The 22,345-nt window shown below is 69.3% G+C and carries 17 protein-coding genes and 1 pseudogene; 10 read left to right on the top strand and 8 right to left on the bottom strand.

What is annotated here, in order from left to right:
* Positions 1 to 398: 398 nt before the first annotated feature.
* On the bottom strand, positions 399 to 1,802 hold the full coding sequence (locus ACIRHA_RS27650; protein ID WP_403851120.1) for a cation:dicarboxylate symporter family transporter: 1,404 nt from the start codon (positions 1,800 to 1,802) through the stop codon (positions 399 to 401).
* A 150-nt stretch (positions 1,803 to 1,952) separates the two neighbouring features.
* Here ACIRHA_RS27650 and ACIRHA_RS27645 point away from each other — a divergent pair.
* Both ACIRHA_RS27645 and ACIRHA_RS27640 read left to right on the top strand, forming a co-directional pair.
* Positions 1,953 to 3,680 (top strand): annotated as a pseudogene (locus tag ACIRHA_RS27645) (ATP-binding protein); the annotation flags it as partial.
* A 93-nt stretch (positions 3,681 to 3,773) separates the two neighbouring features.
* On the top strand, positions 3,774 to 4,454 hold the full coding sequence (locus tag ACIRHA_RS27640; protein ID WP_403851184.1) for a response regulator: 681 nt from the start codon (positions 3,774 to 3,776) through the stop codon (positions 4,452 to 4,454).
* 45 nt (positions 4,455 to 4,499) lie between these two features.
* Here the strand turns inward: ACIRHA_RS27640 and ACIRHA_RS27635 are convergent, their stop codons facing one another.
* Positions 4,500 to 5,543 (bottom strand): YncE family protein, encoded by a 1,044-nt coding sequence (locus tag ACIRHA_RS27635; RefSeq protein WP_403851118.1) that lies wholly within the window; start codon positions 5,541 to 5,543, stop codon positions 4,500 to 4,502.
* 171 nt (positions 5,544 to 5,714) lie between these two features.
* On the opposite strand from ACIRHA_RS27635, the gene ACIRHA_RS27630 reads away from it, so the two are divergent.
* The 4 genes from ACIRHA_RS27630 to ACIRHA_RS27615 are packed head-to-tail and all read left to right on the top strand — an operon-like array spanning position 5,715 to position 9,582.
* The gene (locus tag ACIRHA_RS27630; RefSeq protein WP_403851115.1) at positions 5,715 to 7,088 is read left to right on the top strand and encodes an ABC transporter substrate-binding protein; all 1,374 of its coding nucleotides are present in this window, start codon (positions 5,715 to 5,717) and stop codon (positions 7,086 to 7,088) included.
* A gap of 34 nt (positions 7,089 to 7,122) precedes the next feature.
* Positions 7,123 to 8,010: a carbohydrate ABC transporter permease gene (locus tag ACIRHA_RS27625; RefSeq protein WP_403851113.1), complete on the top strand. Its 888-nt coding sequence runs from the start codon at positions 7,123 to 7,125 to the stop codon at positions 8,008 to 8,010.
* Positions 8,011 to 8,835 (top strand): carbohydrate ABC transporter permease, encoded by an 825-nt coding sequence (locus tag ACIRHA_RS27620; protein WP_403851111.1) that lies wholly within the window; start codon positions 8,011 to 8,013, stop codon positions 8,833 to 8,835.
* Between the two features lie 60 nt (positions 8,836 to 8,895).
* Positions 8,896 to 9,582 (top strand): helix-turn-helix domain-containing protein, encoded by a 687-nt coding sequence (locus ACIRHA_RS27615; RefSeq protein ID WP_403851181.1) that lies wholly within the window; start codon positions 8,896 to 8,898, stop codon positions 9,580 to 9,582.
* 41 nt (positions 9,583 to 9,623) lie between these two features.
* Here ACIRHA_RS27615 and ACIRHA_RS27610 read toward each other — a convergent pair whose 3' ends face one another.
* Positions 9,624 to 10,649 (bottom strand): 6-phosphofructokinase, encoded by a 1,026-nt coding sequence (locus tag ACIRHA_RS27610; RefSeq protein WP_351342879.1) that lies wholly within the window; start codon positions 10,647 to 10,649, stop codon positions 9,624 to 9,626.
* A gap of 295 nt (positions 10,650 to 10,944) precedes the next feature.
* Here ACIRHA_RS27610 and pta point away from each other — a divergent pair, with 295 nt between their 5' ends.
* The 3 genes from pta (at position 10,945) to pyk (ending at position 15,772) form a co-directional block, all read left to right on the top strand.
* Complete coding sequence (gene pta, locus ACIRHA_RS27605; protein WP_403851108.1) at positions 10,945 to 13,020, top strand: phosphate acetyltransferase; 2,076 nt, start codon at positions 10,945 to 10,947, stop codon at positions 13,018 to 13,020.
* A gap of 32 nt (positions 13,021 to 13,052) precedes the next feature.
* Positions 13,053 to 14,267 carry an acetate kinase gene (locus tag ACIRHA_RS27600; protein ID WP_403851106.1) on the top strand — a complete coding sequence of 405 codons (1,215 nt, stop codon included), beginning with the start codon at positions 13,053 to 13,055 and terminating at the stop codon, positions 14,265 to 14,267.
* A 74-nt stretch (positions 14,268 to 14,341) separates the two neighbouring features.
* Positions 14,342 to 15,772: a pyruvate kinase gene (pyk, locus tag ACIRHA_RS27595; protein WP_403851103.1), complete on the top strand. Its 1,431-nt coding sequence runs from the start codon at positions 14,342 to 14,344 to the stop codon at positions 15,770 to 15,772.
* Positions 15,773 to 15,881: 109 nt separating this feature from the next.
* Here pyk and ACIRHA_RS27590 read toward each other — a convergent pair whose 3' ends face one another.
* The 4 genes from ACIRHA_RS27590 to ACIRHA_RS27575 form a co-directional block, all read right to left on the bottom strand.
* On the bottom strand, positions 15,882 to 17,042 hold the full coding sequence (locus ACIRHA_RS27590; RefSeq protein WP_403851100.1) for a hypothetical protein: 1,161 nt from the start codon (positions 17,040 to 17,042) through the stop codon (positions 15,882 to 15,884).
* A gap of 106 nt (positions 17,043 to 17,148) precedes the next feature.
* The gene (locus ACIRHA_RS27585; protein WP_403851097.1) at positions 17,149 to 17,712 is read right to left on the bottom strand and encodes a DUF6114 domain-containing protein; all 564 of its coding nucleotides are present in this window, start codon (positions 17,710 to 17,712) and stop codon (positions 17,149 to 17,151) included.
* Between the two features lie 157 nt (positions 17,713 to 17,869).
* The gene (locus tag ACIRHA_RS27580) at positions 17,870 to 18,487 is read right to left on the bottom strand and encodes a DUF6230 family protein (RefSeq protein WP_403851095.1); all 618 of its coding nucleotides are present in this window, start codon (positions 18,485 to 18,487) and stop codon (positions 17,870 to 17,872) included.
* Between the two features lie 652 nt (positions 18,488 to 19,139).
* Positions 19,140 to 20,114: a tetratricopeptide repeat protein gene (locus tag ACIRHA_RS27575; RefSeq protein ID WP_403851092.1), complete on the bottom strand. Its 975-nt coding sequence runs from the start codon at positions 20,112 to 20,114 to the stop codon at positions 19,140 to 19,142.
* A 410-nt stretch (positions 20,115 to 20,524) separates the two neighbouring features.
* Here ACIRHA_RS27575 and ACIRHA_RS27570 point away from each other — a divergent pair, with 410 nt between their 5' ends.
* Positions 20,525 to 21,163 carry a TetR/AcrR family transcriptional regulator gene (locus ACIRHA_RS27570; protein ID WP_403851089.1) on the top strand — a complete coding sequence of 213 codons (639 nt, stop codon included), beginning with the start codon at positions 20,525 to 20,527 and terminating at the stop codon, positions 21,161 to 21,163.
* Between the two features lie 17 nt (positions 21,164 to 21,180).
* On the opposite strand, the gene ACIRHA_RS27565 is transcribed toward ACIRHA_RS27570, so the two are convergent.
* Positions 21,181 to 22,269, bottom strand: a complete 1,089-nt coding sequence (locus tag ACIRHA_RS27565) for an alpha/beta fold hydrolase (RefSeq protein WP_403851086.1) — start codon at positions 22,267 to 22,269, stop codon at positions 21,181 to 21,183.
* Positions 22,270 to 22,345: the final 76 nt, after the last annotated feature.

Raw genomic sequence — 22,345 nt, 5'->3', positions numbered from 1 at the left:
TGCTGTTCTTGCGTTTCCGACTCTATCAGACCGTTTCACCGGCCGATTTCCTCGGGGTCCTGCTGGTCTTTCTCTTCGCTTTCCGGCCTTTCGGCGAGTCCGACTCTATCAGATCCTTTCGGGCCTGATTCCCAGTCAGTAGGGCTTGTCTTCGCGACTGTTGGGCCGTTCCGACGTTCCAAACTTTAGCGGATTCCCGGCCCCCGAGCTAATCGGGGGTTCGGAATTGAATTCGGGCACGCCGAATAGAATCCCGGTCCGGGAGATCGTGCATGTGGTTGGGGGGTGCCGCCCTGTGGGCAACTCGAAGGACTCTACGCCACCTGCCCCTGCGGCACAAAAGCGGGGCCCGGCGCGACGCATCGCACCAGGCCCCGCCCTACGGAGACGCCGAGGGATCAGGCTCCGACCGGCTCCTTAGCCCCGCCGTCGCGCGGCGTCGGAACGTCCGAGTCGGAGTCGGAGTCGGAGGAGTCCGAGGTGTGGCCGGAGTCGAGCAGTGTGCGCTCGTCGAAGGGCAGGTCGCCGGCGAGGACCCGCTTCACACGGTCCCGGTCGACCTCTCCGGTCCACGTGCCGATGAGCAACGTAGCCACCGCGTTGCCCGCGAAGTTGGTGAGGGCGCGGGCCTCGCTCATGAAGCGGTCGATGCCGATGATCAGGCCGACGCCGTCGACCAGGCCGGGCTTGTGGGACTGGAGGCCCGAGGCGAGGACGGCGACACCGGAGCCGGAGACGCCCGCCGCGCCCTTCGACGCGATCATCATGAAGAGGAGCAGACCGATCTGCTGGCCGACGGACATCGGCTGGTCCATGGCGTCGGAGATGAAGATGGACGCCATGGTCAGGTAGATCATGGTGCCGTCGAGGTTGAAGGAGTATCCGGTCGGGACGGTGATGCCGACGACCGGGCGGCTCACGCCCAGGTGCTCCATCTTCGCGATCAGGCGCGGCAGGGCCGACTCCGACGAGGACGTCGAGAGGATCAGGAGGAACTCCCGGCCCAGGTACTTCAGCAGCATGAAGATGTTGAAGCCCGTCGCCAGGCGCATGATCGCCGCGAGCACGATGCCGACGAACAGGGCGCAGGTGACGTAGAAGCCGACCATGATCGTGGCGAGGGCCTTGAGTGCGTCGAGGCCCGTTTCTCCGATGACCGCGGCCATCGCGCCGAAGGCACCGACCGGGGCGGCCCACATGATCATGCCGAGGACGCGGAAGACGAGCTTCTGGATGTGCTCGATGCCCCGCAGGACCGGCTCGCCGGAGCGGCCCATGGCCTGGAGCGCGAAGCCGACGAGCAGCGCGATCAGCAGGGTCTGGAGGACCGAGTCACCGGTGAAGGCCGAGACCATGGTGGTGGGGATGATGCCGAGGAGGAAGTCGACGGGGCCCTCGTTGGCCTCTTCGGCCGCGGTGTGGCCGGCGCCCTTCACCGCCTCGGTGAGGTGCATGCCGTCGCCGGGGTGCAGGAAGTTGCCGACGACCAGGCCGATGGCGAGGGCCACGACCGACATCACCATGAAGTAGCCGAGGGCGAGGCCGCCGACCTTGCCGATCTTCGCGGCCTTCCGGACGGAGCCGACGCCGAGGACGATCGTGCAGAAGATGATGGGCGAGATCATCATCTTGATGAGGTTCACGAAGCCCGTGCCGATGGGCTTGAGTTCCTTGGCGAAGTCGGGTGCCGCGAAGCCGACTGCGATACCGAGCAGCACGGCCACGATCACGGCGATGTAGAGATAGTGGGTACGGTCCCGCTTCGCTGGCGGGGCGGGCTTCGCGGTCTCGGTCTCGGCCACGGTTCCTCCTGAACGACGGCTTCGGCGTATCAGTCCCAGTCCGTGCGGCTCACGTCCTGCGAATCCTGGCGACTATCTCTCCCCCCGGTGAGGACCGTCACCCTTCCGTTCATTTAGTTCGTGCTTATACGAAGAGGCAGACTGTTCCGCATGCGTCTCCCCCGTCCCCGCAGCCTGGCGGGCCAGCTCTTCGCGATGCAGGTCGTGCTGGTGGCCCTCGTGGTGGCGGGGTGCGCGCTGTTCACGTACGTCAGTGACCGGGGGCAGGCGGAGAACAGCGCGCGGCGCCAGGCCACGGCGACGGCGCGCGCCGTCGCCGACGCGCCGTCCGTGCGCGAGGCGGCCTCGGGCGCGGCGGATCCGACCGGGCTGTTGCAGCCGTACGCGCGTGAGGTGCAGCGGCACACCGGCGTCGACTTCGTGACGATCATGGATCCGGACGGGATCCGCTGGACGCATCCCGACGAGCGGCAGATCGGGGAGCGCTACCTCGGGCACATCGGGCCCGCTTTGAAGGGGCACACGTTCTCGGAGACGTACACGGGGACGCTCGGGTCCTCGGTGCGGGTGGTCACGCCCGTGTACGACGAGGGCAGGCACCGGATCGTCGGGCTGGTCAGCGCCGGGATCACGGTCGATGTCATCACCGCTCAGGCGCGGGGGCAGGTGCTCGCCGTCGCGGGGGTCGCGCTCGCCGCGCTGGTGCTCGGCGGCATTGGTACGTACGTCATAAACGCCCGTCTACGTCGGCACACGCACGGGATGAACGCCACCGAGCTGAGCCGGATGCACGCCTATCACCAGGCCGCGCTGCACGCTGTCCGCGAGGGACTCGTGATGCTGGACGGGCAGCGGCGGGTCGCCCTCATCAACGACGGGGCGCGCGTGCTGCTCGGCGTCGCGGAGGGGGAGGACGTCGTGGGGCGGTCCGTCGCCGAGCTCGGGCTGCCCGCGCCGCTCACCGGTGCGCTGCTCGCCGCCGAGCCGCGGGTCGACGAGGTGCATCTGACGCTCGACCGGGTCGTCGTCGTCAATACGTCTCCGGTGGCGAGCGGCGACCGGCGCGGCACCGTCGTGACGCTGCGCGATCACACCGAGCTGCAGGCGGTGATGGGCGAGCTGGATTCCGAGCGGGGGTTCACGCGGGCGCTCAGGTCGCAGGCGCACGAGGCGGCGAACCGGTTGCACACGGTCGTCTCGCTGATCGAGCTGGACCGGGCGGACGAGGCGGTGGACTTCGCGACCGCCGAGCTGGAGCTGGCGCAGGCGCTGACCGACCAGGTCGTGGGCGCGGTGCACGAGCCGGTGCTGGCCGCGCTGCTCCTCGGCAAGGCGGCGCAGGCCAATGAGCACGGGGTGGAGCTGGTGGTGTCGGCCGACACCAGGATCGACGACGGGCTGCTGCCGCAGGTACTGCCCGCGCGTGACCTGGTCACGGTGCTCGGGAACCTCGTCGACAATGCGGTGGACGCGGCGCAGGGGTCGCCCGGGGCGCGGGTCACGGTGACCGCGCGGACCGACGACGACGTCCTGTTGTTGCGGGTCTCGGACACCGGGCCGGGGGTCGACCCCGCGCATGTCGACTCCGTCTTCGAGCGGGGGTGGTCGACTAAGGCGTCGGGGACGGGTGGGCGAGGCTTGGGCCTGGCCCTCGTGCGGCAGGCGTTGGCCCGGTGTGGTGGGGTGTTGGAGCTCGACGGCTCGGCGCAGGGCGGGGCGGAGTTCACGGTGCGAGTGCCCATTGCGGCGGCTGAGCCACATCAAGCCCCTGCAAATCCAGCCCCTGCGGCGATTGAGCAGCGGGGTGCGGGGGGGGGCCCCCGGGGCCCCCCCCCCCCCCGCGGCCCCCCCCGCCGGGGGGGGGGGGGCGCCCCCCGCGCCCCCCCCCCCCGCGGGGGCGGGGGCCCGGGGGCCCCCCCCCCGCACCCCGCGCCTCAAACGCCGGCGAGGCTGGATTGGAAAAGGAACCCCATGAGTGACGTAGACCGCACCATTCGGGTTCTCGTCGTCGAGGACGACCCCGTTGCCGCGGACGCGCACGCGTTGTACGTCGGGCGGGTTCCCGGTTTCACGGCCGTGGGCAAGGTGCACTCGGCGGCGCAGGCCAGGCGGTTCCTGGACCGCAACCCCGTGGACCTGCTCCTCCTCGACCTGCACCTGCCGGACGGCCACGGTCTCTCGCTCGCCCGCTCACTGCGCGCGGCCGGGCACCAGGCGGACGTCGTCGCGGTCACGTCCGCGCGCGATCTCACGGTGGTCCGGGAGGGGGTGTCGCTCGGCGTCGTGCAGTACGTGCTGAAGCCGTTCACGTTCGCGACGCTGCGGGACCGTCTGGTGCGCTACGCCGAGTACCGCGCGACGACCGGCGAGGCGTCCGGGCAGGACGAGGTCGACCGGGCGATCGCCACCCTGCGCTCGCCGGCCCCCGCCGCGCTGCCCAAGGGGCTGAGCGCGCCCACCCTCGAACGCGTCACGCACACGCTGCGGGAGGCGCCCGAGGGCCTGACGGCGGCGGCCGCCGCGGAGACGGTGGGCATCTCGCGGATCACGGCCCGCCGGTACCTGGAGCATCTGGTCGACTCCGGGCGGGCCGTGCGCAGCCCGCAGTACGGTCAGGTGGGCCGCCCGGAGCTCGTCTACACCTGGAAGTAGCCGACCAAGGGACCAGGGATCCCGGGAGCCAAGGAACCAGGAGACCTAGCGGACGCGGAACCGCGTCAGCGTGTCCTCGCCCGCCGGGCCCGTGCCGGACTTGTCCACGACGTACGCCGTGCCGCGCGCGATCTCGACGTGGTTGGGGTTGGCGCCCGTGCTCACCGTTTTGACGACGGAGCCCTTGCGCGGGTCGACGACGGTGGCGGTCGCGTCGGTGCGGTTCACGGCGACGACCTTGCCGGACCGGTCGTCGCTCGCCACGGACAGCGCGCCCGCGCCCGTCGGCACCGACTTGGTGACCAGGCCCTTGTCCAGGTCGACGACGGAGACGGTGCCCGCGGTGTTGTCGGCGGTGTAAGCGGTGCGGCCGTTCTTCGAGAGGGCCACCGAGAGCGGGCCGTCGCCGGCGGGGATGAGGCGCGGCTTCGTGGATTTCCGCGTGACCTCGATCAGCTGGTCGTTGGTGAGGTCGGCGGCGTAGACCGTGCCGGTGCGCTCGTTGACGGTGAGGCCGGTCGGGCCCGCGCCCTCGACGGTGACGCGCTTCTTCTCGGCGAACGTACGGCTGTCGAAGCCGACGACGCTGCCGTCGCCGAAGCCGCTCGCCCACACGGTGTCGTGCCGCTCGTCCACCACGACCTCGCGGGCGTGGGCGACATTCGGCAGCGTGGCGAGGTGGGAGCCGTCGCGCTGGCTGTAGACGGCGACCGAGTTGTTCCGGGTGTTGGTGACCCACACGGTGTTGTGCTCGTCGTCGACCGCGATGCCGTAGACCGCCTCGACGGCTCCGGTGGCCGCGTCGGTGACCGGCGGCGTGTACGTCGCCTCGACCTTCAGCGTGACCGGGTCGAGCTTGGTGAGCGCGGACGTGGTCACCGGAGGGCGGCCCACCGCCGACGTGGTCCACAGGGCGTGGTTCCGCTCCGAGTACGCCGACTGGTAGAGGCCTTTGGTGACGGGGGCCGTGGCGGAAGCGGAGGCGCCGGTGTCGGCGCTCGCGGCGCCCGCCGGGGCGAGCGTGGCACCCGCGACGAGGGCCACGGCGACAGCGGCGGAACGGCGGATCCTGGGGGTGATTCGAGGCATGCTGCGTCAATCTCCTTTACGGATGGGGGCGTTGCGACGCCACCCGAAGACTAACTTAGCTTAGCCTTACCTAACTTGCACCACCCATTGACCCTGATCCCCGCCCCTCATACCTTCACGGCAGCCCCGCGCGGCAACGAAGCCCGCGATGCTCCGTAGGAGGTCGTGCCCGTGCGTCCCACCGCCCCGTTCCTCACCGCCACCGTCCTGCTGGCCGCCGCGACGCTCACCGCCTGCGGCGGCGGCTCCGGAAGCGACTCGGACACCATCAAGGTGTCCTTCAAGCAGTCCACGGACAACAAGGTCAAGGTCATGGACGACTACCTGGCCGCGATGAAGAAGAAGTTCGAGAAGGCGCACCCCGGCAAGAAGGTGGAGTTCGTCCCGATCAAGGCGCCGGACGCCGAGTACTACACCAAGCTCCAGCAGATGCTCCGCTCGCCGAGGACGGCCCCGGACCTCGTCTACGAGGACACCTTCCTCATCAACTCCGATATCGCCAGCGGGTACTTGAAGCCGCTCGACTCCTATCTCGACAAGTGGTCGGACTGGGGTCAGTTCATCGACACGGCGAAGACGGCGGCCAAGGCGCGGGACGGGAAGACGTACGGCGTCCCGGACGGCACCGACACCCGCGGCCTCTGGTACGACAAGGCGATCCTCGCCAAGGCCGGCATCAAGACCCCCTGGCAGCCGAAGAACTGGGACGAGGTCCTGGACGCCGCCCGCACCGTCAAGCAGAAGGTCCCCGGCGTGGCACCGCTGAACGTCTACACGGGAAAGCCGGCCGGCGAGGCGTCGACGATGCAGGGCTTCCAGATGCTCCTCTACGGGACCGGGACCGGCGCCGGGACTGCGGACCCGCTCTACGACAAGACCACGGGCAAGTGGGTCACGGGCTCGAAGGCGTTCAAGGACAGCCTGAATTTCGTGCGGACGGTCTTCAAGGAGAAGCTCGGCCCCGACGTGTCCGATGCCCTCGACCCGAACTTCCCCACCCAGGTGCGCGGCGAGCTGCTGCCCGAGGGCAAGCTCGGCATCAACCTCGACGGCTCCTGGCTGCCGCAGGACTGGATCAAGGGCAGCGGGCACGAGTGGCCCGAGTGGTCGCAGAAACTCGGCCTCGCCCACATGCCGACGCAAGAAGGCCAGGCGCCCGGCAAGGTCTCCATGTCCGGCGGCTGGACCTGGGCGGTCCCGGCCAAGGCGGCCAATCCCGACCTCGCCTTCGACTTCATCAAGACGATGCAGACCAAGGAGAACGCGAAGCGCTGGTACATCGCCAACTCCGGCATCGCGGTGCGCAAGGACGTGGCCGCCGACCCCGCGTACGTGAAGGCGCAGCCCGGCATCAAGTTCTTCACCGATCTGGTGGCGAGCACCCACTACCGGCCCGCCTACCCCGCGTACCCGAAGGTCTCGACGGCGATCCAGGAGGCGATGGAGTCGGTGACGACCGGTGACGCCTCGGTCGACAAGGCGGCGTCGACATACGACGAGCAGGTGAGGACGGCGACGGACGGGAAGGTCGTCAAGAAGCCGTAGGCGGAAGGGAGTTGGGAGAGAAGCGAGCGTCACAGTGACCAGTACCCACACCTACACCCGCACCCGTCGCAGGACAGCCCTCCGGCTCGTTCCGGTCGCCCCGGCGACCGTCCTCATGGCCCTCTTCCTCGCGGGCCCGATCGCGTACTGCGCCTATATCGCCTTCACCGACCTGCAACTGACCGGGCAGGCGGAGTCGTCCTTCGTCGGCTTCGACAACTTCACGACGGCGTTCAGGGACCCCGCGTTCCTGAACGCCGTCTGGCTGACGCTCGTCTTCACGTTCCTGTCGTCGATCGTCGGCCAGAACACCCTGGGGCTCGCGCTCGCGGCGCTGATGCAGCGCGCGTCGAAGCCGGTCAGGACGGTCACCGGGGCGGTCGTGGTGACGGCGTGGGTGCTGCCGGAGGTCGTCGCCGGGTTTCTGCTGTACGCGTTCTTCCGCCGCGAGGGCACCCTCAACGCGATCCTCGACTGGCTCCAACTCCCGCACCAGAACTGGCTGTTCACGCTGCCGATCCTGGCCGTGTCGTTCGCGAACGTGTGGCGCGGCACCGCCTTCTCGATGCTGGTGTACTCGGCGGCGCTCCGCGAGATCCCGACGGAGGTCACCGAGTCCGCCGAGGTGGACGGCGCGAACGCCTGGCAGCGGCTGTGGCACATCACGCTGCCGATGATCCGCCGCTCCATCGGCACGAACCTGATGCTGAACACCCTGCAGACCCTGTCGGTCTTCGGCCTGATCTGGGTGATGACCCGCGGCGGGCCCGGCAATCACAGCCAGACCCTGCCCCTGTTCATGTACGAGCAGGCCTTCCAGAAGAGCATGATCGGCTACGGCACCGCGGTGGCGCTGCTGCTGCTCGTGGTCGGCTCCCTGTTCTCGCTGGTGTACATGCGGCTGCTGCGCACGGAGGACTGAGTGAAGACCCGAATCCGTAGACGAATCTCGGCGGACGCGGCGCTGATCCTCGTCGCGCTCGCCTTCTCGCTGCCGCTCGCCTGGGTCGTCCTGTCGTCGGTCGACGCGGACGCGAATCTGCGGGTGAAGTGGCCCTCGGCGCTGACGTTCGGCAATTTCGACGACGTCCTCAAACCCGATGTCACCTTCACACCGCTGCTCAACTCGCTGATCCTGTGCGGCACCGCTACGGCCCTCACGGTCGGCTGCGCCGCGCTCGCCGCGTATCCGCTCTCCCGCTACCGCTCGCGCCTGAACAACCCGTTCCTCGCGACGACGCTGTTCGCGACCTGTCTGCCGATCACGGCGGTGATGGTCCCGGTGTACGCGCTGTTCGTGCAGGTGAACCTGATCGACACCATGGCGGGCACGATCTACTTCTTCGCGGCCTCCCAACTCCCGTTCGCCGTATGGCTGATGAAGAACTTCATGGACGGGGTGCCGAAGGAGCTGGAGGAGGCGGCCTGGACGGACGGCGCGAACACCTTCCAGGGGCTCGTGCGGATCGTGCTGCCGCTGATGGGGCCCGGCGTCGCCGTCGTCACCGTGTACTCGTTCGCGATGATGTGGGGGAACTTCTTCGTCCCGTTCATGCTGCTGCTCTCCCCCGACCAGATGCCGGCCTCGGTCAGCATCAACGACTTCTTCGGCAACCGGGGCACCGTCGTGTACGGGCAGCTCGCCGCGTTCTCCATCATCTACTCGACGCCCGTGGTGCTGCTGTACGTCCTGGTGTCGCGGCGCTTCGGCGGCGGTTTCGCGCTGGGCGGCGCTGTGAAGGGTTGAGCGCGGACTGTAGCCAAACGCCGTGTGACCCCCTACTTTGTGGCCGTGCAGCACGAGGCCATGCCCAACCAGCCGACACCACCCTTCAACGCCCCCGCCGCCCGGCGCCTGCGCGAAGCGCTCGGGATGGCGCCGGGGCACGTCGCGTACGGAATGCGTGCCTCGTACGGGCTCGCGCACATCACGCCGGACGTCATCATCGCGTGGGAGCGGGGCGACGCGGCGCCGACGTCCGGTGAACTGACCGCGCTCGCGGGGGCCCTGTGGTGCTCGCTGAGCGAACTCATCGGTGTGCCGCAGACCTTGCGCGAGCACCGGCTCGCGCTGGGGCTCGCCCCGGAGGACGTGGCCCGCTCCGTCGGCCTGGAGATCCACTCGTATCTGCGGATGGAGGAGACGGGCGACTGGCAGGGCAACGACCGGCAGTCGGCGGCGCTCGCCGACACGCTGCGGCTCAGCCCGCGCGCGCTCGCGACGGTGACCGGACGCGACGCGCACCTCGCGGAGCTGCTGCGGGGCGCGGCGCGGACGCGCTGGCAGGGGGCCGTGCGGCCGATCGCCCGGCTGGTGCCGGTGCAGCGCCGCGAGCTGGAGGACGTACTGCACGAGATGCACCTGGAGTACCAGGCGCTGATGGCCGCCACGCTGAGCTGGGGCGGTGGGATGTCCCCGCGGTCCGGGGACGCGGGGCGGCTGTTCCTGGAGCGGATCCTGGACGAGTTCTGGTCCAGGATCCGTCATCCGTAGCCTGCGCGGGACCGGTGGTCGGCCTGCGTGGAACCGGTGGTCTAGAAGACCGACTCCGCCTCGTCCATCCGGTCCTTCGGGACCGTCTTGAGCTCGGTGACCGCCTCGGCGAGCGGCACCATCGCGATGTCGGTGCCGTACAGCGCCGTCATCTTGCCGAACTCGCCGCGGTGCACGGCCTCCATGGCGTGCCAGCCGAACCGGGTCGCGAGCACGCGGTCGTACGCGGTGGGGGTGCCGCCGCGCTGCACGTGGCCGAGGATGACCGGGCGGGCCTCCTTGCCGAGGCGGCGCTCCAGCTCGTAGGCGAGGGCGGTGCCGATGCCCTGGAAGCGCTCGTGGCCGAACTGGTCGATCTCGCCGGTGCCGTAGTCCATGGTTCCGGGGGCCGGGTGGGCGCCCTCGGCGACGCAGATGACGGCGAACTTCTTGCCGCGAGAGAACCGCTCCTCGACCATCTTGACCAGGTCGGACGGGTCGAAGGGCCGCTCGGGCAGGCAGATGCCGTGGGCGCCGCCCGCCATGCCGGACTCCAGGGCGATCCAGCCCGCGTGCCGGCCCATGACCTCGACGACCATGACGCGCTGATGGGACTCGGCGGTCGTCTTGAGCCGGTCGATCGCCTCGGTGGCGACGCCGACGGCGGTGTCGAAGCCGAAGGTGCGGTCGGTGGAGGAGATGTCGTTGTCGATCGTCTTCGGTACGCCGACGACCGGCAGGCCCGCGTCGGAGAGCATCCGGGCCGCCGTCAGCGTGCCCTCGCCGCCGATCGGGATGAGGGCGTCGAAGCCGATCTCCTCGGCAAGCTGCTTGGCGTTCTCGCAGGCCGCGCGGAACTTGTCGCGCTCCAGGCGGGAGGAGCCGAGAATGGTGCCGCCACGGGCGAGGATGCCGCTGACCGCGTTCAGATCGAGCGGGCGGTACCGGCCGTCGAGCAGTCCCGCGTAGCCGTCCTCGAAACCGAGCACCTCGTCGCCGTAGTGCGTGACGGCGCGGTGCACGACCGACCGGATCACGGCGTTCAGGCCAGGGCAGTCGCCGCCTGCGGTGAGAACTCCGATTCGCATCGTGCTGTGTCTCCTGCTCGCTACTGGTACGTCGGTGAGCGATGTCGATTGTTCCACGCTCTGGGAGCCGATGCGCTCGCGCTGGGCTGTGCAGGGAGCTTCGGCAGGGGTTCGATGGGCACTTGGACCCTGAGGAAAAGGCCTTCTGTCCGGCGGGCGACCTAGCCACCGCCAGAGGTATTGTCAAGGGGGCACGGCTTCCATTGCGCGCCTTTTTTTGACCCGATAGAGAACGAATCAACCCGTAAAAGTCGGGTTCGAACGAGAAGAACCACGAGGGAAACGGAGAGCACGCGTGACGCGCAGCGTGTACGTGACCGGGATCGATCGCGGAGACGGCCGCCAGGTCGTGGAGCTGGGGGTCATGGAGCTCCTGACCCGCCAGGTCGACCGGGTGGGGGTCTTCAGGCCGCTCGTCCACGACGGCCCCGACCGGCTCTTCGACCTGCTGCGATCCCGTTATCGGCTGTCGCAGGACCCGGCGACGGTGTACGGACTCGACTACCACGAGGCCTCCGCGATCCAGGCCGAGCAGGGCACGGACGAGCTGGTCTCGCGCCTGGTCGACCGGTTCCACCTCGTGGCCCGCGACTTCGACGTCGTGCTCGTGCTCGGCACCGACTTCGCCGACACCCAGCTCCCCGACGAGCTGGCGCTCAACGCCCGTCTCGCCAACGAGTTCGGCGCCTCCGTGATCCCGGTCGTCGGCGGCAAGAGGCAGACGGCCGAATCGGTGCGCGCCGAGGCCCGCAACGCCTACCGCGCCTATGACGGCCTGGGCTGCGACGTCCTCGCGATGGTCGTCAACCGCGTGGCACCTGCCGACCGGGGCGAGGTGCACGAGCAGCTCACGGGGCGGCTCCCGGTCACCTGTTACGTGCTGCCCGACGAGCCCGCGCTCGCCGCGCCGACCGTCGCCCAGATCACCCACGCGCTGGGCGGCAAGGTGCTGCTCGGCGACGACTCGGGGCTCGCCCGCGACGCCCTCGACTTCGTCTTCGGCGGCGCCATGCTGCCGAACTTCCTCAACGCCCTGACCCCCGGCTGCATGGTCGTCACCCCGGGCGACCGCGCGGACCTGGTCGTCGGCGCGCTCGCCGCGCACAGCGCCGGGACCCCGCCGATCGCGGGCGTGATCCTGACCCTGAACGAGCGGCCCGGCGAGGCGATCCTCAAGCTCGCCGAGCGGCTCGCGCCCGGCACCCCGGTGATCGCGGTGGCCGGCGGCTCCTTCCCCACGGCGGCCGAACTCTTCGCCATGGAAGGCAAGTTGAACGCCGCGACGCCGCGCAAGGCGGAGACCGCCCTCGGCCTCTTCGAGCGGTACGTCGACACGGCGGGCCTGCTGAAGACCATCCAGGCGCCGTCCTCCGACCGTCTCACGCCGATGATGTTCGAGCACAAGCTCCTGGAGCAGGCCCGCTCGGACAAGCGCCGCGTCGTGCTGCCCGAGGGCACCGAGGAGCGCGTGCTGCGCGCCGCCGACGTGCTCCTTCGCCGCGGCGTCTGCGATCTCACTCTGCTCGGCCCGGTCGAGCAGATCCGCAAGAAGGCCGCCGACCTCGGCGTCGACCTCGCCGACAGCGACATCATCGACCCGCAGACCTCGCCGCTGCGGGAACGGTTCGCCGACGCCTACGCGGCACTGCGCGCCCACAAGGGCGTCACCCCGGAGCTGGCCCACGACGTGGTCGCCGACGTGAACTACTTCGGCACGCTGATGGTCCAGGAGGGCCTCGCCGACGGCATGGTGTCGGGGTCCGTGCACTCCACGGCCGCCACGATCCGGCCCGCGTTCGAGATCATCAAGACGAAGCCGGACGCCGCGATCGTCTCCTCGGTCTTCTTCATGTGCCTGGCCGACAAGGTCCTCGTCTACGGCGACTGCGCCGTGAACCCGGACCCGAACGCCCAGCAGCTCGCGGACATCGCCACACAGTCGGCCGGCACCGCCGCCCGGTTCGGCGTCGAGCCGCGGATCGCGATGCTGTCGTACTCCACCGGCACCTCGGGCTCCGGCGCCGACGTCGACAAGGTCCGGGAGGCCACGGAGATCGTCAAGGCGGCCAGGCCCGACCTGAAGATCGAGGGGCCGATCCAGTACGACGCCGCGGTCGAGCCCACCGTCGCGGCCACCAAGCTGCCCGAGTCCGAGGTCGCGGGCCAGGCGAGCGTGCTGATCTTCCCGGACCTCAACACCGGCAACAACACGTACAAGGCCGTGCAGCGCTCGGCCGGCGCGATCGCCGTCGGTCCGGTCCTTCAGGGCCTGCGCAAGCCGGTCAACGACCTGTCGCGCGGCGCGCTCGTGCAGGACATCGTCAACACGGTCGTCATCACGGCGATCCAGGCCCAGACGCCGGCCAACTGACCACCGAAGAACCCCCACCGAAGGCTGTACCCGTGACCGCGACTCGCATCCTCGTCCTCAACTCCGGCTCCTCGTCGGTGAAGTACCAGCTCCTCGACATGAAGGATCACGCGCGGCTCGCCGTGGGCCTGGTCGAGCGGATCGGTGAGGAGACCTCCCGGCTGAAGCACACGCCGCTCGCCACGGGCGGCGCGGCCCGTGAGCAGAACCGGCCGATCGCCGACCACAAGGTCGCGCTCGAACTGGTCGCCGAGGAGCTGGCGCAGGACGGGCTCGGCCTCGACTCCCCCGAACTGGCCGCGATCGGCCACCGCGTGGTGCACGGCGGCAAGCTGTTCACGCAGCCGACCGTGATCGACGACGCGGTGCTCAAGGAGGTGGAGCGGCTCATCCCGGTGGCGCCGCTGCACAACCCGGCGAACCTGACCGGCATCCGCACCGCCCAGACGCTCCGCCCGGACCTTCCGCAGGTCGCCGTCTTCGACACGGCGTTCCACACGACGATGCCGGAGTCGGCCGCGCGCTACGCGATCGACGTGAAGACGGCCGACGAGCACCGCGTGCGCCGCTACGGCTTCCACGGCACCTCGCACGCGTACGTCTCCCGGAAGACGGCCGAACTGCTCGGCAAGCAGCCGGAGGACGTCAACGTCATCGTGCTGCACCTGGGCAACGGCGCCTCCGCCTCCGCGGTCCGCGGCGGGCAGTGCGTCGAGACCTCGATGGGACTCACGCCGCTTGAGGGGCTCGTGATGGGTACACGTTCGGGAGATGTCGACCCGGCCGTCATCTTCCATCTGATGCGCGTTGCCAAGATGTCGGCGGACGAGATCGACGACCTGCTCAACAAGAAGTCCGGCCTGATCGGGCTGTGCGGGGACAACGACATGCGGGAGATCCGTCGCCGCATCGACGAGGGCGACCAGGAGGCGCGGCTCGCCTTCGACATCTACGTGCACCGCCTGAAGAAGTACATCGGCTCCTACTACGCGGTGCTCGGCCGGGTGGACGCGGTCGCGTTCACGGCCGGGGTCGGCGAGAACGCGGCGCCGGTGCGCGAGGCTGCGGTCGCGGGCCTGGAGGAGCTGGGCCTCGCGGTCGACGGAGAGCTCAATTCCGTACGTTCCGACGAACCGCGGCTCATCTCCCCCGAATACGCCCGCGTGGCCGTGGCCGTGGTGCCGACCGACGAGGAGCTGGAGATCGCGCAGCAGACCTACGCGTTGGTCCGGAGCCGCAACGACTGAGCGCACGTCCGCCCATTTGTAGATTCCACCAGACGGAATATTCCGTAGCGAAACAAACCGATAGGATCGCCCCCATGCGCCGTTCCAAAATCGTCTGCACGCTGGGCCCCGCCGTCGACTCCGAAGAGCAGCTCGTCTCGCTGATCGAGGCCGGCATGAACGTGGCCCGATTCAACTTCAGCCACGGCACCCACGCCGAGCACCAGGGTCGCTACGACCGTGTTCGCGCCGCCGCCAAGAAGACGGGCCGCGCCGTGGGCGTGCTCGCCGACCTCCAGGGCCCGAAGATCCGCCTGGAGACCTTCGCCGAAGGCCCCGTCGAGCTGGTGCGCGGTGACGAGTTCACCATCACCACCGAGGACGTTCCCGGTGACAAGTCGATCTGCGGCACGACCTACAAGGGTCTGCCCGGCGACGTCTCCAAGGGCGACCAGGTCCTGATCAACGACGGCAACGTCGAGCTGCGCGTCGTCGAGGTCGACGGCCCGCGCGTGAAGACGGTCGTCATCGAGGGCGGTGTCATCTCCGACCACAAGGGCATCAACCTGCCCGGCGCGGCGGTGAACGTCCCGGCCCTGTCCGAGAAGGACATCGAGGACCTGCGCTTCGCCCTGAAGATGGGCTGCGACATGGTCGCCCTTTCCTTCGTGCGCGACGCCAACGACGTCAAGGACGTCCACAAGATCATGGACGAGGAGGGGCGCCGCGTCCCCGTCGGCGCCAAGGTCGAGAAGCCGCAGGCCGTCGCCAACATGGAGGGCGTCGTCGCGGCCTTCGACTGGATCATGGTCGCGCGTGGTGACCTGGCCGTCGAGTACCCGCTCGAGAAGGTCCCGATGGTGCAGAAGCGCCTCGTGGAGATGTGCCGCCGCAACGCCAAGCCGGTGATCGTCGCGACCCAGATGATGGAGTCGATGATCACCAACTCGCGCCCGACGCGCGCCGAGGCCTCCGATGTCGCGAACGCGATCCTGGACGGTGCCGACGCGGTCATGCTGTCGGCCGAGTCCTCGGTCGGCGCCTACCCGATCGAGACCGTCAAGACGATGTCGAAGATCGTCACGGCGGCCGAGGAGGAGCTGCTCTCCAAGGGGCTGCAGCCGCTCGTGCCCGGCAAGAAGCCGCGTACGCAGGGTGGTTCGGTGGCTCGCGCCGCGTGCGAGATCGCGGACTTCCTGGACGGCAAGGCGCTGGTCGCCTTCACCAAGTCCGGTGACACGGCCCGCCGCCTGTCCCGTTACCGCGCGGCCCAGCCGATCCTGGCGTTCACCACGGACGAGGAGACCCGCAACCAGCTCGCGCTGAGCTGGGGCGTCGAGTCGCACGTCGTGCCGCACGTGGACAACACCGACGGCATGGTCGACCTGGTCGACGCGGAGCTCGTCAAGCTGGCCCGCTTCGACGACGGCGACACCGTGGTCATCACCGCCGGTTCGCCTCCCGGCGTCCCCGGCACCACCAACATGGTCCGGGTGCACCACCTGGGCGGCGGCGAGCGCGACTGACGCGCCGCCCTCGCCCGCGCGCACGGCCTTGAGCGCATGACAAAGGGCGCCCCCTTGAGGGGGGCGCCCTTTGTCGTATGCGGCTCCCGAACGGGCCTTGAGGCTACGGTCAGCTGTCCTCGACCGTGGTGCGCAGACCGGGCACGTGCAGGGTCCCGCCGAACTGCGAGGCCTGCGTCACCTTGACGTTCGTGAAGAACAGGGTCGGCAGGTTGAGCGGCGGCGGGTTCTTGGCGTTGAACGTCAGCGGAACGAGCCCGAACAGATTGCCCGAGAGCTCCTCCGTGTACATCGTCGTCTGCCCATCGCGGATGGTGGACGTGGAGCCCTTGTCCGACCGGATGTGGAAGAACTTCCCGTTCGGGCCCGGGGCGATCTGGTGCAGATCACCGATGTCCGTGCCCTTGGAGATGACGTACTTCATGACGCGCTTGGTCGACCCGTCGGCCATCCGGACGTCCACCAGACCCTTGTAGTCCGCCCCCTTGAGCAGGAGCGAACTGGCCTGCAGCTTCCACGTCTTGTCCGGAAGCTGGGCCGGGGTGTCCTCGTTGGCGCCGGACGCGTCCGTGGCCGCCGGGCAGTTGTCCGGCACATCGCCGGAGCCCTTCGGGTCGCCCACGTTCTTGGTCGCGTCCTTGGCCGCGTCCCCCACCTTGTCGGTCGTGTCCTTGACCTTGTCGGTGGTGTCCTTGACCGTGTCGCCGAGCTTGTCGGTGGTGTCCTTGACCGACCCGGTGGCGTCCTTGACCGTGTCGCCGGCCTTGTCGGTGGTGCCACCGAGCAGGCCGCCCGAGGATTCCGACGCCGACGGCGAAGGAGTCGCGCTCTCCGACTCCTTGTCGTCGGGCGTGAACGCCTTCTTCAGGGCGTCGCCGACGCCCAGCGGGTCCAGCGGGTTCTTCGTCTCCGACGCCGAGGGCGACGGCGTGGCCGCGTCCTTGTCGTCGGAGGCGTCGGAGCCCTTGGACTCGGAGGCGGACGGCGAAGGAGTCGGGGTCGCCTTCTCCTTCTTCTCCTCGGAGCCGTCCTTGGAGGCCGAGGCGGACGGCGTCGGGGTCGGCTTCGCCGACTCCTTGGCCTTGTCCTTGGCCTCGTCGGACCCGTCGTCGTCCTTGTTCGAGTCGATGGCGTCGGCGCACGCCTTGTAGTCGTCGACCGAGAACTTCGTCGGGTTGTCCTTGGCCGACGCGAGCGTCGGCGTCAGACCAAGTCCCATGAGCACGGCCGTGGGCATGGCCGCGATCGCCACCGCCTTGCCCGCGGGCATGTGCATCTTGGTGAAGAGATGCTTCTTTGGTGCCGCATGCCGCCGCGCCGCATGCCGCGGCCCGGTTCTCGCACGGGGCTCCGCGGAGCCCTCGTGGTGCACCTCATCAGCCGGCACGGTGCCTCCCGTTCGTCCCATTGTTCGGGCTCGTCCCTGACACGTCGTCGTTCACGCCCGCGACCTGATAGGTGGCTCCCGCAACGGGCGGCACGACCGGCGCCGCGTCCGGGGAGGACGTGGCGTGGTCACCGCCCTTCCCTGCCGAGTCGTCCTGCCGCTCGGCCGGCGCCCAGGCGATGCCGAGGCCACCACCGACGAGGGAGAGCAGGAAACCGATGACGAAGCCGCCGAAGTTCGAAACCACGAGGGAGACCAGGGCGAGAAGAATCGCCGCGACACCCGCGAACACACGGGAGTGCGGCTGGAACCACATCGTCAGGCCGAGCACGACCAGCAAGATGCCGATGATGAGCGAACCGGCACCGGCCGTGGTCGCCATCTTGATCGTCATATTGCCGATCGCGAGGTTCGCGTACGGGAAGTACATGATCGGGAGGCCGCCGAGGATTGACAGCAGACCGCCCCAGAACGGGCGCTGACCGCGCCACCCTCGGAACGATTGGCGCATCTGACCAAGCTTGGGGCCCAGTCCTTGCGCTTCGGCGCTCATGTCGTACAGCTCCTCGGGAAAGGCGTTGATCTGTGGTGATGGTGGCTGTCCGGGAAACGGGCACGGGGACGACTCCACGTCACTGCGAGTGCCCCCGCGCCCGGCCGTTCAGCACATCAAGTGCCAAGACCCCGGCCCGTACACGGGCCCTGTGGGCCTAGTAGCACTCGTGCTTGCCCTTCTGGACCTTCATCTTGAGGCCGGAGAGCTTGAAGGTGCCGGCCGTGGTGGCCCACGCACGCTGCTGGACGTTCTCGAAGTGCACCGAGTCGGCCTGCTGGGCGAACGCGTTGGGGTCGGCCTTGTCGCCCTGGTGAATACCGGGGCCCTTCTTGGCGTCACCCGCCGCCACACCGATGTCGATGTTCTTGAAGGTCGCATCGGCCTTCATGTCATCGGCGTCGATGTAGAGGGTCTTGGCCTCGACCGGGGCGCTCTTGTCCGCACCGGCCGACAGCTTCATCGACACATCGCCGAAGACCGGGACGGGGACAACCACCGACTGGCAGAGGTTGTTGATCGTCGCGGACTTCATGCCGACCACGGCGACCGGGTGGTTACCCGTCTTGCCGGAGTCGACGGCTCCGTACTGGACGAAACCCTTGCCGTCGAGAGAGTCCGCCGCCACCTTGAACGACTGACCCGACACACTGAACGATGCCGCAAGCGCACCCTGGGACAGGGCCACGCCTATCGCGGCGGTCGCCGCCACGCTCGGCACCATGACTACGGCGAACCGCTTCCATCTGGTTCCGCCACGAATCATGGAATTCATGACTGTTCCTCCTTCTCGGACGTACATCTCCGGCCCTGGCTGCCACGTGCAGCGGCTCTACCGGGCAGGGATGGGAGAAGTGCTACGTCCTCGGGAAGGAGAGCGCCCGCATCGGGAGTGCTTGGTCTGTGTATTCATCCGCACCCTGATCACCGGCGATCACCCCCGAGCGACAACCACTGGTCGCACCTGAGCCATCACGCGCAACCTGCCGGACAGGCCCAGCCGGACGGCTGAGACCCCCCTGTCCGTGACCGCCGGCGCTCCCGCTGGTTCGCCGTCGACCGCCCGGTGGGGACCCAAAAACCCCGCCGCGCGATTGGCTGTCGGACGGTGGGGAGAGGACCGAGCGTGCCCGATCGTGGTGCATTCGCGGCGCTGACACAAGGGGGTTCGTTACTCACGGGTAACGGACGGATAACCGAACACCGACACTGGGGTACCGAACAACAACTGAGGGTGCCGTTGAACCGGTTGTTATACAGGTTGAATCCGGGACGGAACCGGACAGAAGATCGAGTGCGACTTACTCCAAGTAACAGCGGCCGCGATTACCAAGTTTTGGTAAAACGCGGCCGCTGTGCGCCTCTGAAGACAGAATTTTCACTCCGGCATCACAAGCCGCAGCGTTTAACAACTGGTCACTGACGACTCAGAAGAGAACTCGGGCCAGAGCCGTACGCGCGGTCGTCACACGCGGATCGTCGGCGCCCACGACCTCGAACAGTTCGAGCAGTCGCACGCGTGCCGCGTCCCGGTCCTCGCCGGCCGTGCGCCCCACCGTCTCGACGAGCCGCCCGAAGGCGTCCTCGACGTGACCCCCGACCAGGTCCAGGTCGGCCGCCGCGATCTGCGCCGGCACATCGGCGGGCTTCTCCGCGGCGTCCTTGCGGACCTGCTGCGGGTCGAGCCCCTGCACGCGCTGGAGGAGCTGCGCCTGGCCGAGGCCGAGCTTGGCCTCCGTGTTGCCCGGGTCGTCGGACAGCACGTTCTTGTAGGCCTGCACGGCGCCGTCGAGGTCGCCGGCGTCCAGGGCCTGCACGGCCGCCTCGAGGAGGGCGTCGTAGGGACCCGCCGGGGCCTCGTCCTCCTCGACCGGGGCCTGGCCCTCCGCTTCCGGGTCGACCGCGATGCCGGTGAGGCCGAAGCGCTCCTCGGCGACCTGGATCAGCTGGTCGAGGGTGCCGCGGATCTGCTCCTCGGGGGCGGCCCCCTGGAACAGCGGCAGGGCCTGACCGGCAACGACCGCGAAGACAGCCGGGATCCCCTGGACCCCGAACTGCTGCATCAGCATCTGGTTGGCATCGACGTCGATCTTGGCGAGGACGAAGCGGCCGCTGTACTCGGCGGCGAGCCGCTCGAGCAGCGGGCTGAGCTGCTTGCAGGGCTCGCACCACTCGGCCCAGAAGTCGATGACGACGGGCACCTCGGCGGAGCGCTGCAGTACGGCGCTCTCGAAGTCGGCCTCACCGACGTCGATGACCAGGCTCGAAGGCGGCACGGCGCCGCCCCCACCGGTGCGGGCCTGCTCGGCACGCGCCTGCTCCGCCTTCGACTTGGCCTCCTGGGCCGCCTTCACCGCGGCGAGGTCGACGACTCCGCTCATGGACATGTTCCGTGGCTGCATGCGTACAGTCTCCCCCTTCCGCGGACAGTTGTGGGCCGGGTCCCGCTCCGTGCACTTCCCGCCGGAATGCGAGACGCATCTGGAGGCACGGAGCGGACTCGGCCTGGTGTGCTTTCGGCACCGGGTCCCCACCCGGCGCCTTGTGGTTGCCGCTCGTCCGGGCCGCCCCGGGGTGCAGATCCGAGGCACTCGTACGAGATCGAGCTTTCGCTACGAGTCGTAGCGTAACTGTCATGGCCGGAGCGCGGAAACAGGGGCCCGGTGAACACCCGGTGATCTGCCTCACGCGATCTTTCGCCCTCAGGGCCCCTCTGACGGATCTTGCTGGAGTCGCGGGGCCGAACATGACCAGCCCCCGGATCCAGCCCGATCCGTCAGAGGGGCCCTACCCGCCGGTATGGTCGACGACCATGCAGAGCCGCACGCCGTCCCCCACTCCCCCCAACGTTCGGACAGGGCGTCCGCGTTCCGCCGCGGCGGACGAGGCGATTCTCGAGGCGACCCGGGCAGCGCTCGTGGAGCTCGGCTGGTCGAAGCTGACGCTCGGCGACGTGGCCACGCGCGCGGGTGTCGCGAAGACGACGTTGTACCGCCGCTGGCCGGGCAAGAGCGAGCTCGTCGTGGACGCGGTCGCGGTCCTCTTCGACGAGCTCGAACTGCCCGACCGGGGCTCGCTCGCCGCCGATGTGGAGGGCGTGGTGCGGCAGTTCGCGGCGATCCTGGGCCGGCCCGAGGCGAAGACGGCGCTGATGGCGGTGGTCGCCGAGTCCACCCGCGACGCCCCGCTGCGGGACCGGATCCGTACGTCGATCGTCGACCGCCAGAAGCGGCTCGTACTGGAGGGGCGGGCGCGGGCCGAGCGCCGCGGCGAACTCCCGCCGGCTCCCGACCCGGCCGCCGCCGCGGCCACGGCGGATCTCATCTTCGACGTGGCGGCGGGGGCGGTCGTGCACCGCACCCTGGTGAGCGCGGAGCCGGCCGACGCGGAGTGGGTGCGGCGGTTCACGGCCCTCCTGCTGGGAGGACTCGCGGCCGCCGCGGCCGACTAGCGGGTCATGGGGCGGGGTCAGTCGTTCCAGGCGCAGCTGCCCAGCGTGGCGCGCTTCTTGGACACCAGGGCGTCAGCCTCGCCCGCCGGCAGCGCGCGCGTCCGCTTGTCGTGGCAGACCACCGTGCGGTCGGAGCGGCCGGCCAGGTCGACCAGGATCTGGTCCCAGTGGCGGTACTGGACGTCGTGGCCGGTGTCGGCGTACGTACGGGTCTTCACGGGAGCCGTGTCGGGGAGGTTGTCGCGCCAGGCCTTGAGCGTGCTGGCGGGCACGGTCGTGTCCTTGTCGCCGTGGTAGAGGAACACCGGTGCCTTCAGCTTCGACAGGTCCGGGCCCGGGCGGTCGCAGTACAGCCGCTGCTCGTGCACCTGCGGCGCCGGATCGGCCTGCTGGCCGCGCTGGTTGTAGGTCCGGGCGCCCTCCTCGTACGCGGTGTCGGCGAAGCCGGGGATGGACTTGACCGGGCTGTCGTCGGGGAAGGCCCACCACTTGCGCGGGTCCTTGATCTCGTCCTTGACGGCGGCGGCCATCTGGTCGTCCGTCAGGTCGCAGGAAGCGGGCTTCTCGCCGTACGGCGGCAGGGCGGCGCCGAGGTGCAGCGCGCTGATCCGCCCGGGGGCCTTCGCGGCGATCTCGGCGGCGTACGGGCCGCCGCCGGATATCGCGATCACCTTGAACTTCTTCACGCCGAGCTTGTCGAGGACCTCAAGGGCGTCCTTGGCGTAGTCGGCCTTGCCGAGCTTCGGGTCGTAATCGGTGTCGCCGAAGCCGTTGCGCTCGACCGTGATCATGCGGAGGCCCAGGTTCTCTCTGGTGGTGCGCATGAAGTCGGTCATGTGGACGGCGCGGGCGCTGGTGCCGGTGCCGCCGATGTAGAGCACGGGGGTGCCGTCGGCCGGGCCCGAGTCCGTGTAGTGCGCGGTGCGGCCCGAGGACAGGTCGGCGGCGCGGACGTCCGCGCCGAGGGAGTCGAAGGAGTTCTGCACCTTCGGCTCGGCGGGTGGGCTCGCGCTCACCGCGCCCGCGCCGATGGCGATCCCGCCGAGGAGGGTGAGGGTGGCGAGGCCGACGGTGGTTGTGGTGCGGTTGAGCGCGGACAGTGGCACGGTGACTCCTGAGTATGCACGGGCACTTGACGCGTCGGCACCTACCCCGGGACGACCTGGTGACACCTGTCAGCAG

It is taken from the genome of Streptomyces sp. NPDC102360 (assembly GCF_044766085.1).
Taxonomy (GTDB): Bacteria; Actinomycetota; Actinomycetes; order Streptomycetales; family Streptomycetaceae; genus Streptomyces.
This window is presented reverse-complemented; position numbering and strand designations above follow the sequence as displayed.

Coding starts and splice junctions, on each gene's coding strand:
- pyk (WP_403851103.1), top strand. CDS start 14,342: ATGCGCCGTTCCAAAATCGTCTGCACGCTGGGCCCCGCCGTCGACTCC.
- ACIRHA_RS27575 (WP_403851092.1), bottom strand. CDS start 20,114: ATGCAGCCACGGAACATGTCCATGAGCGGAGTCGTCGACCTCGCCGCG.
- ACIRHA_RS27590 (WP_403851100.1), bottom strand. CDS start 17,042: ATGCCCGCGGGCAAGGCGGTGGCGATCGCGGCCATGCCCACGGCCGTG.
- ACIRHA_RS27615 (WP_403851181.1), top strand. CDS start 8,896: ATGCCCAACCAGCCGACACCACCCTTCAACGCCCCCGCCGCCCGGCGC.
- ACIRHA_RS27635 (WP_403851118.1), bottom strand. CDS start 5,543: ATGCCTCGAATCACCCCCAGGATCCGCCGTTCCGCCGCTGTCGCCGTG.
- ACIRHA_RS27585 (WP_403851097.1), bottom strand. CDS start 17,712: ATGAGCGCCGAAGCGCAAGGACTGGGCCCCAAGCTTGGTCAGATGCGC.
- ACIRHA_RS27580 (WP_403851095.1), bottom strand. CDS start 18,487: ATGAATTCCATGATTCGTGGCGGAACCAGATGGAAGCGGTTCGCCGTA.
- ACIRHA_RS27610 (WP_351342879.1), bottom strand. CDS start 10,649: ATGCGAATCGGAGTTCTCACCGCAGGCGGCGACTGCCCTGGCCTGAAC.
- ACIRHA_RS27570 (WP_403851089.1), top strand. CDS start 20,525: ATGCAGAGCCGCACGCCGTCCCCCACTCCCCCCAACGTTCGGACAGGG.
- ACIRHA_RS27640 (WP_403851184.1), top strand. CDS start 3,774: ATGAGTGACGTAGACCGCACCATTCGGGTTCTCGTCGTCGAGGACGAC.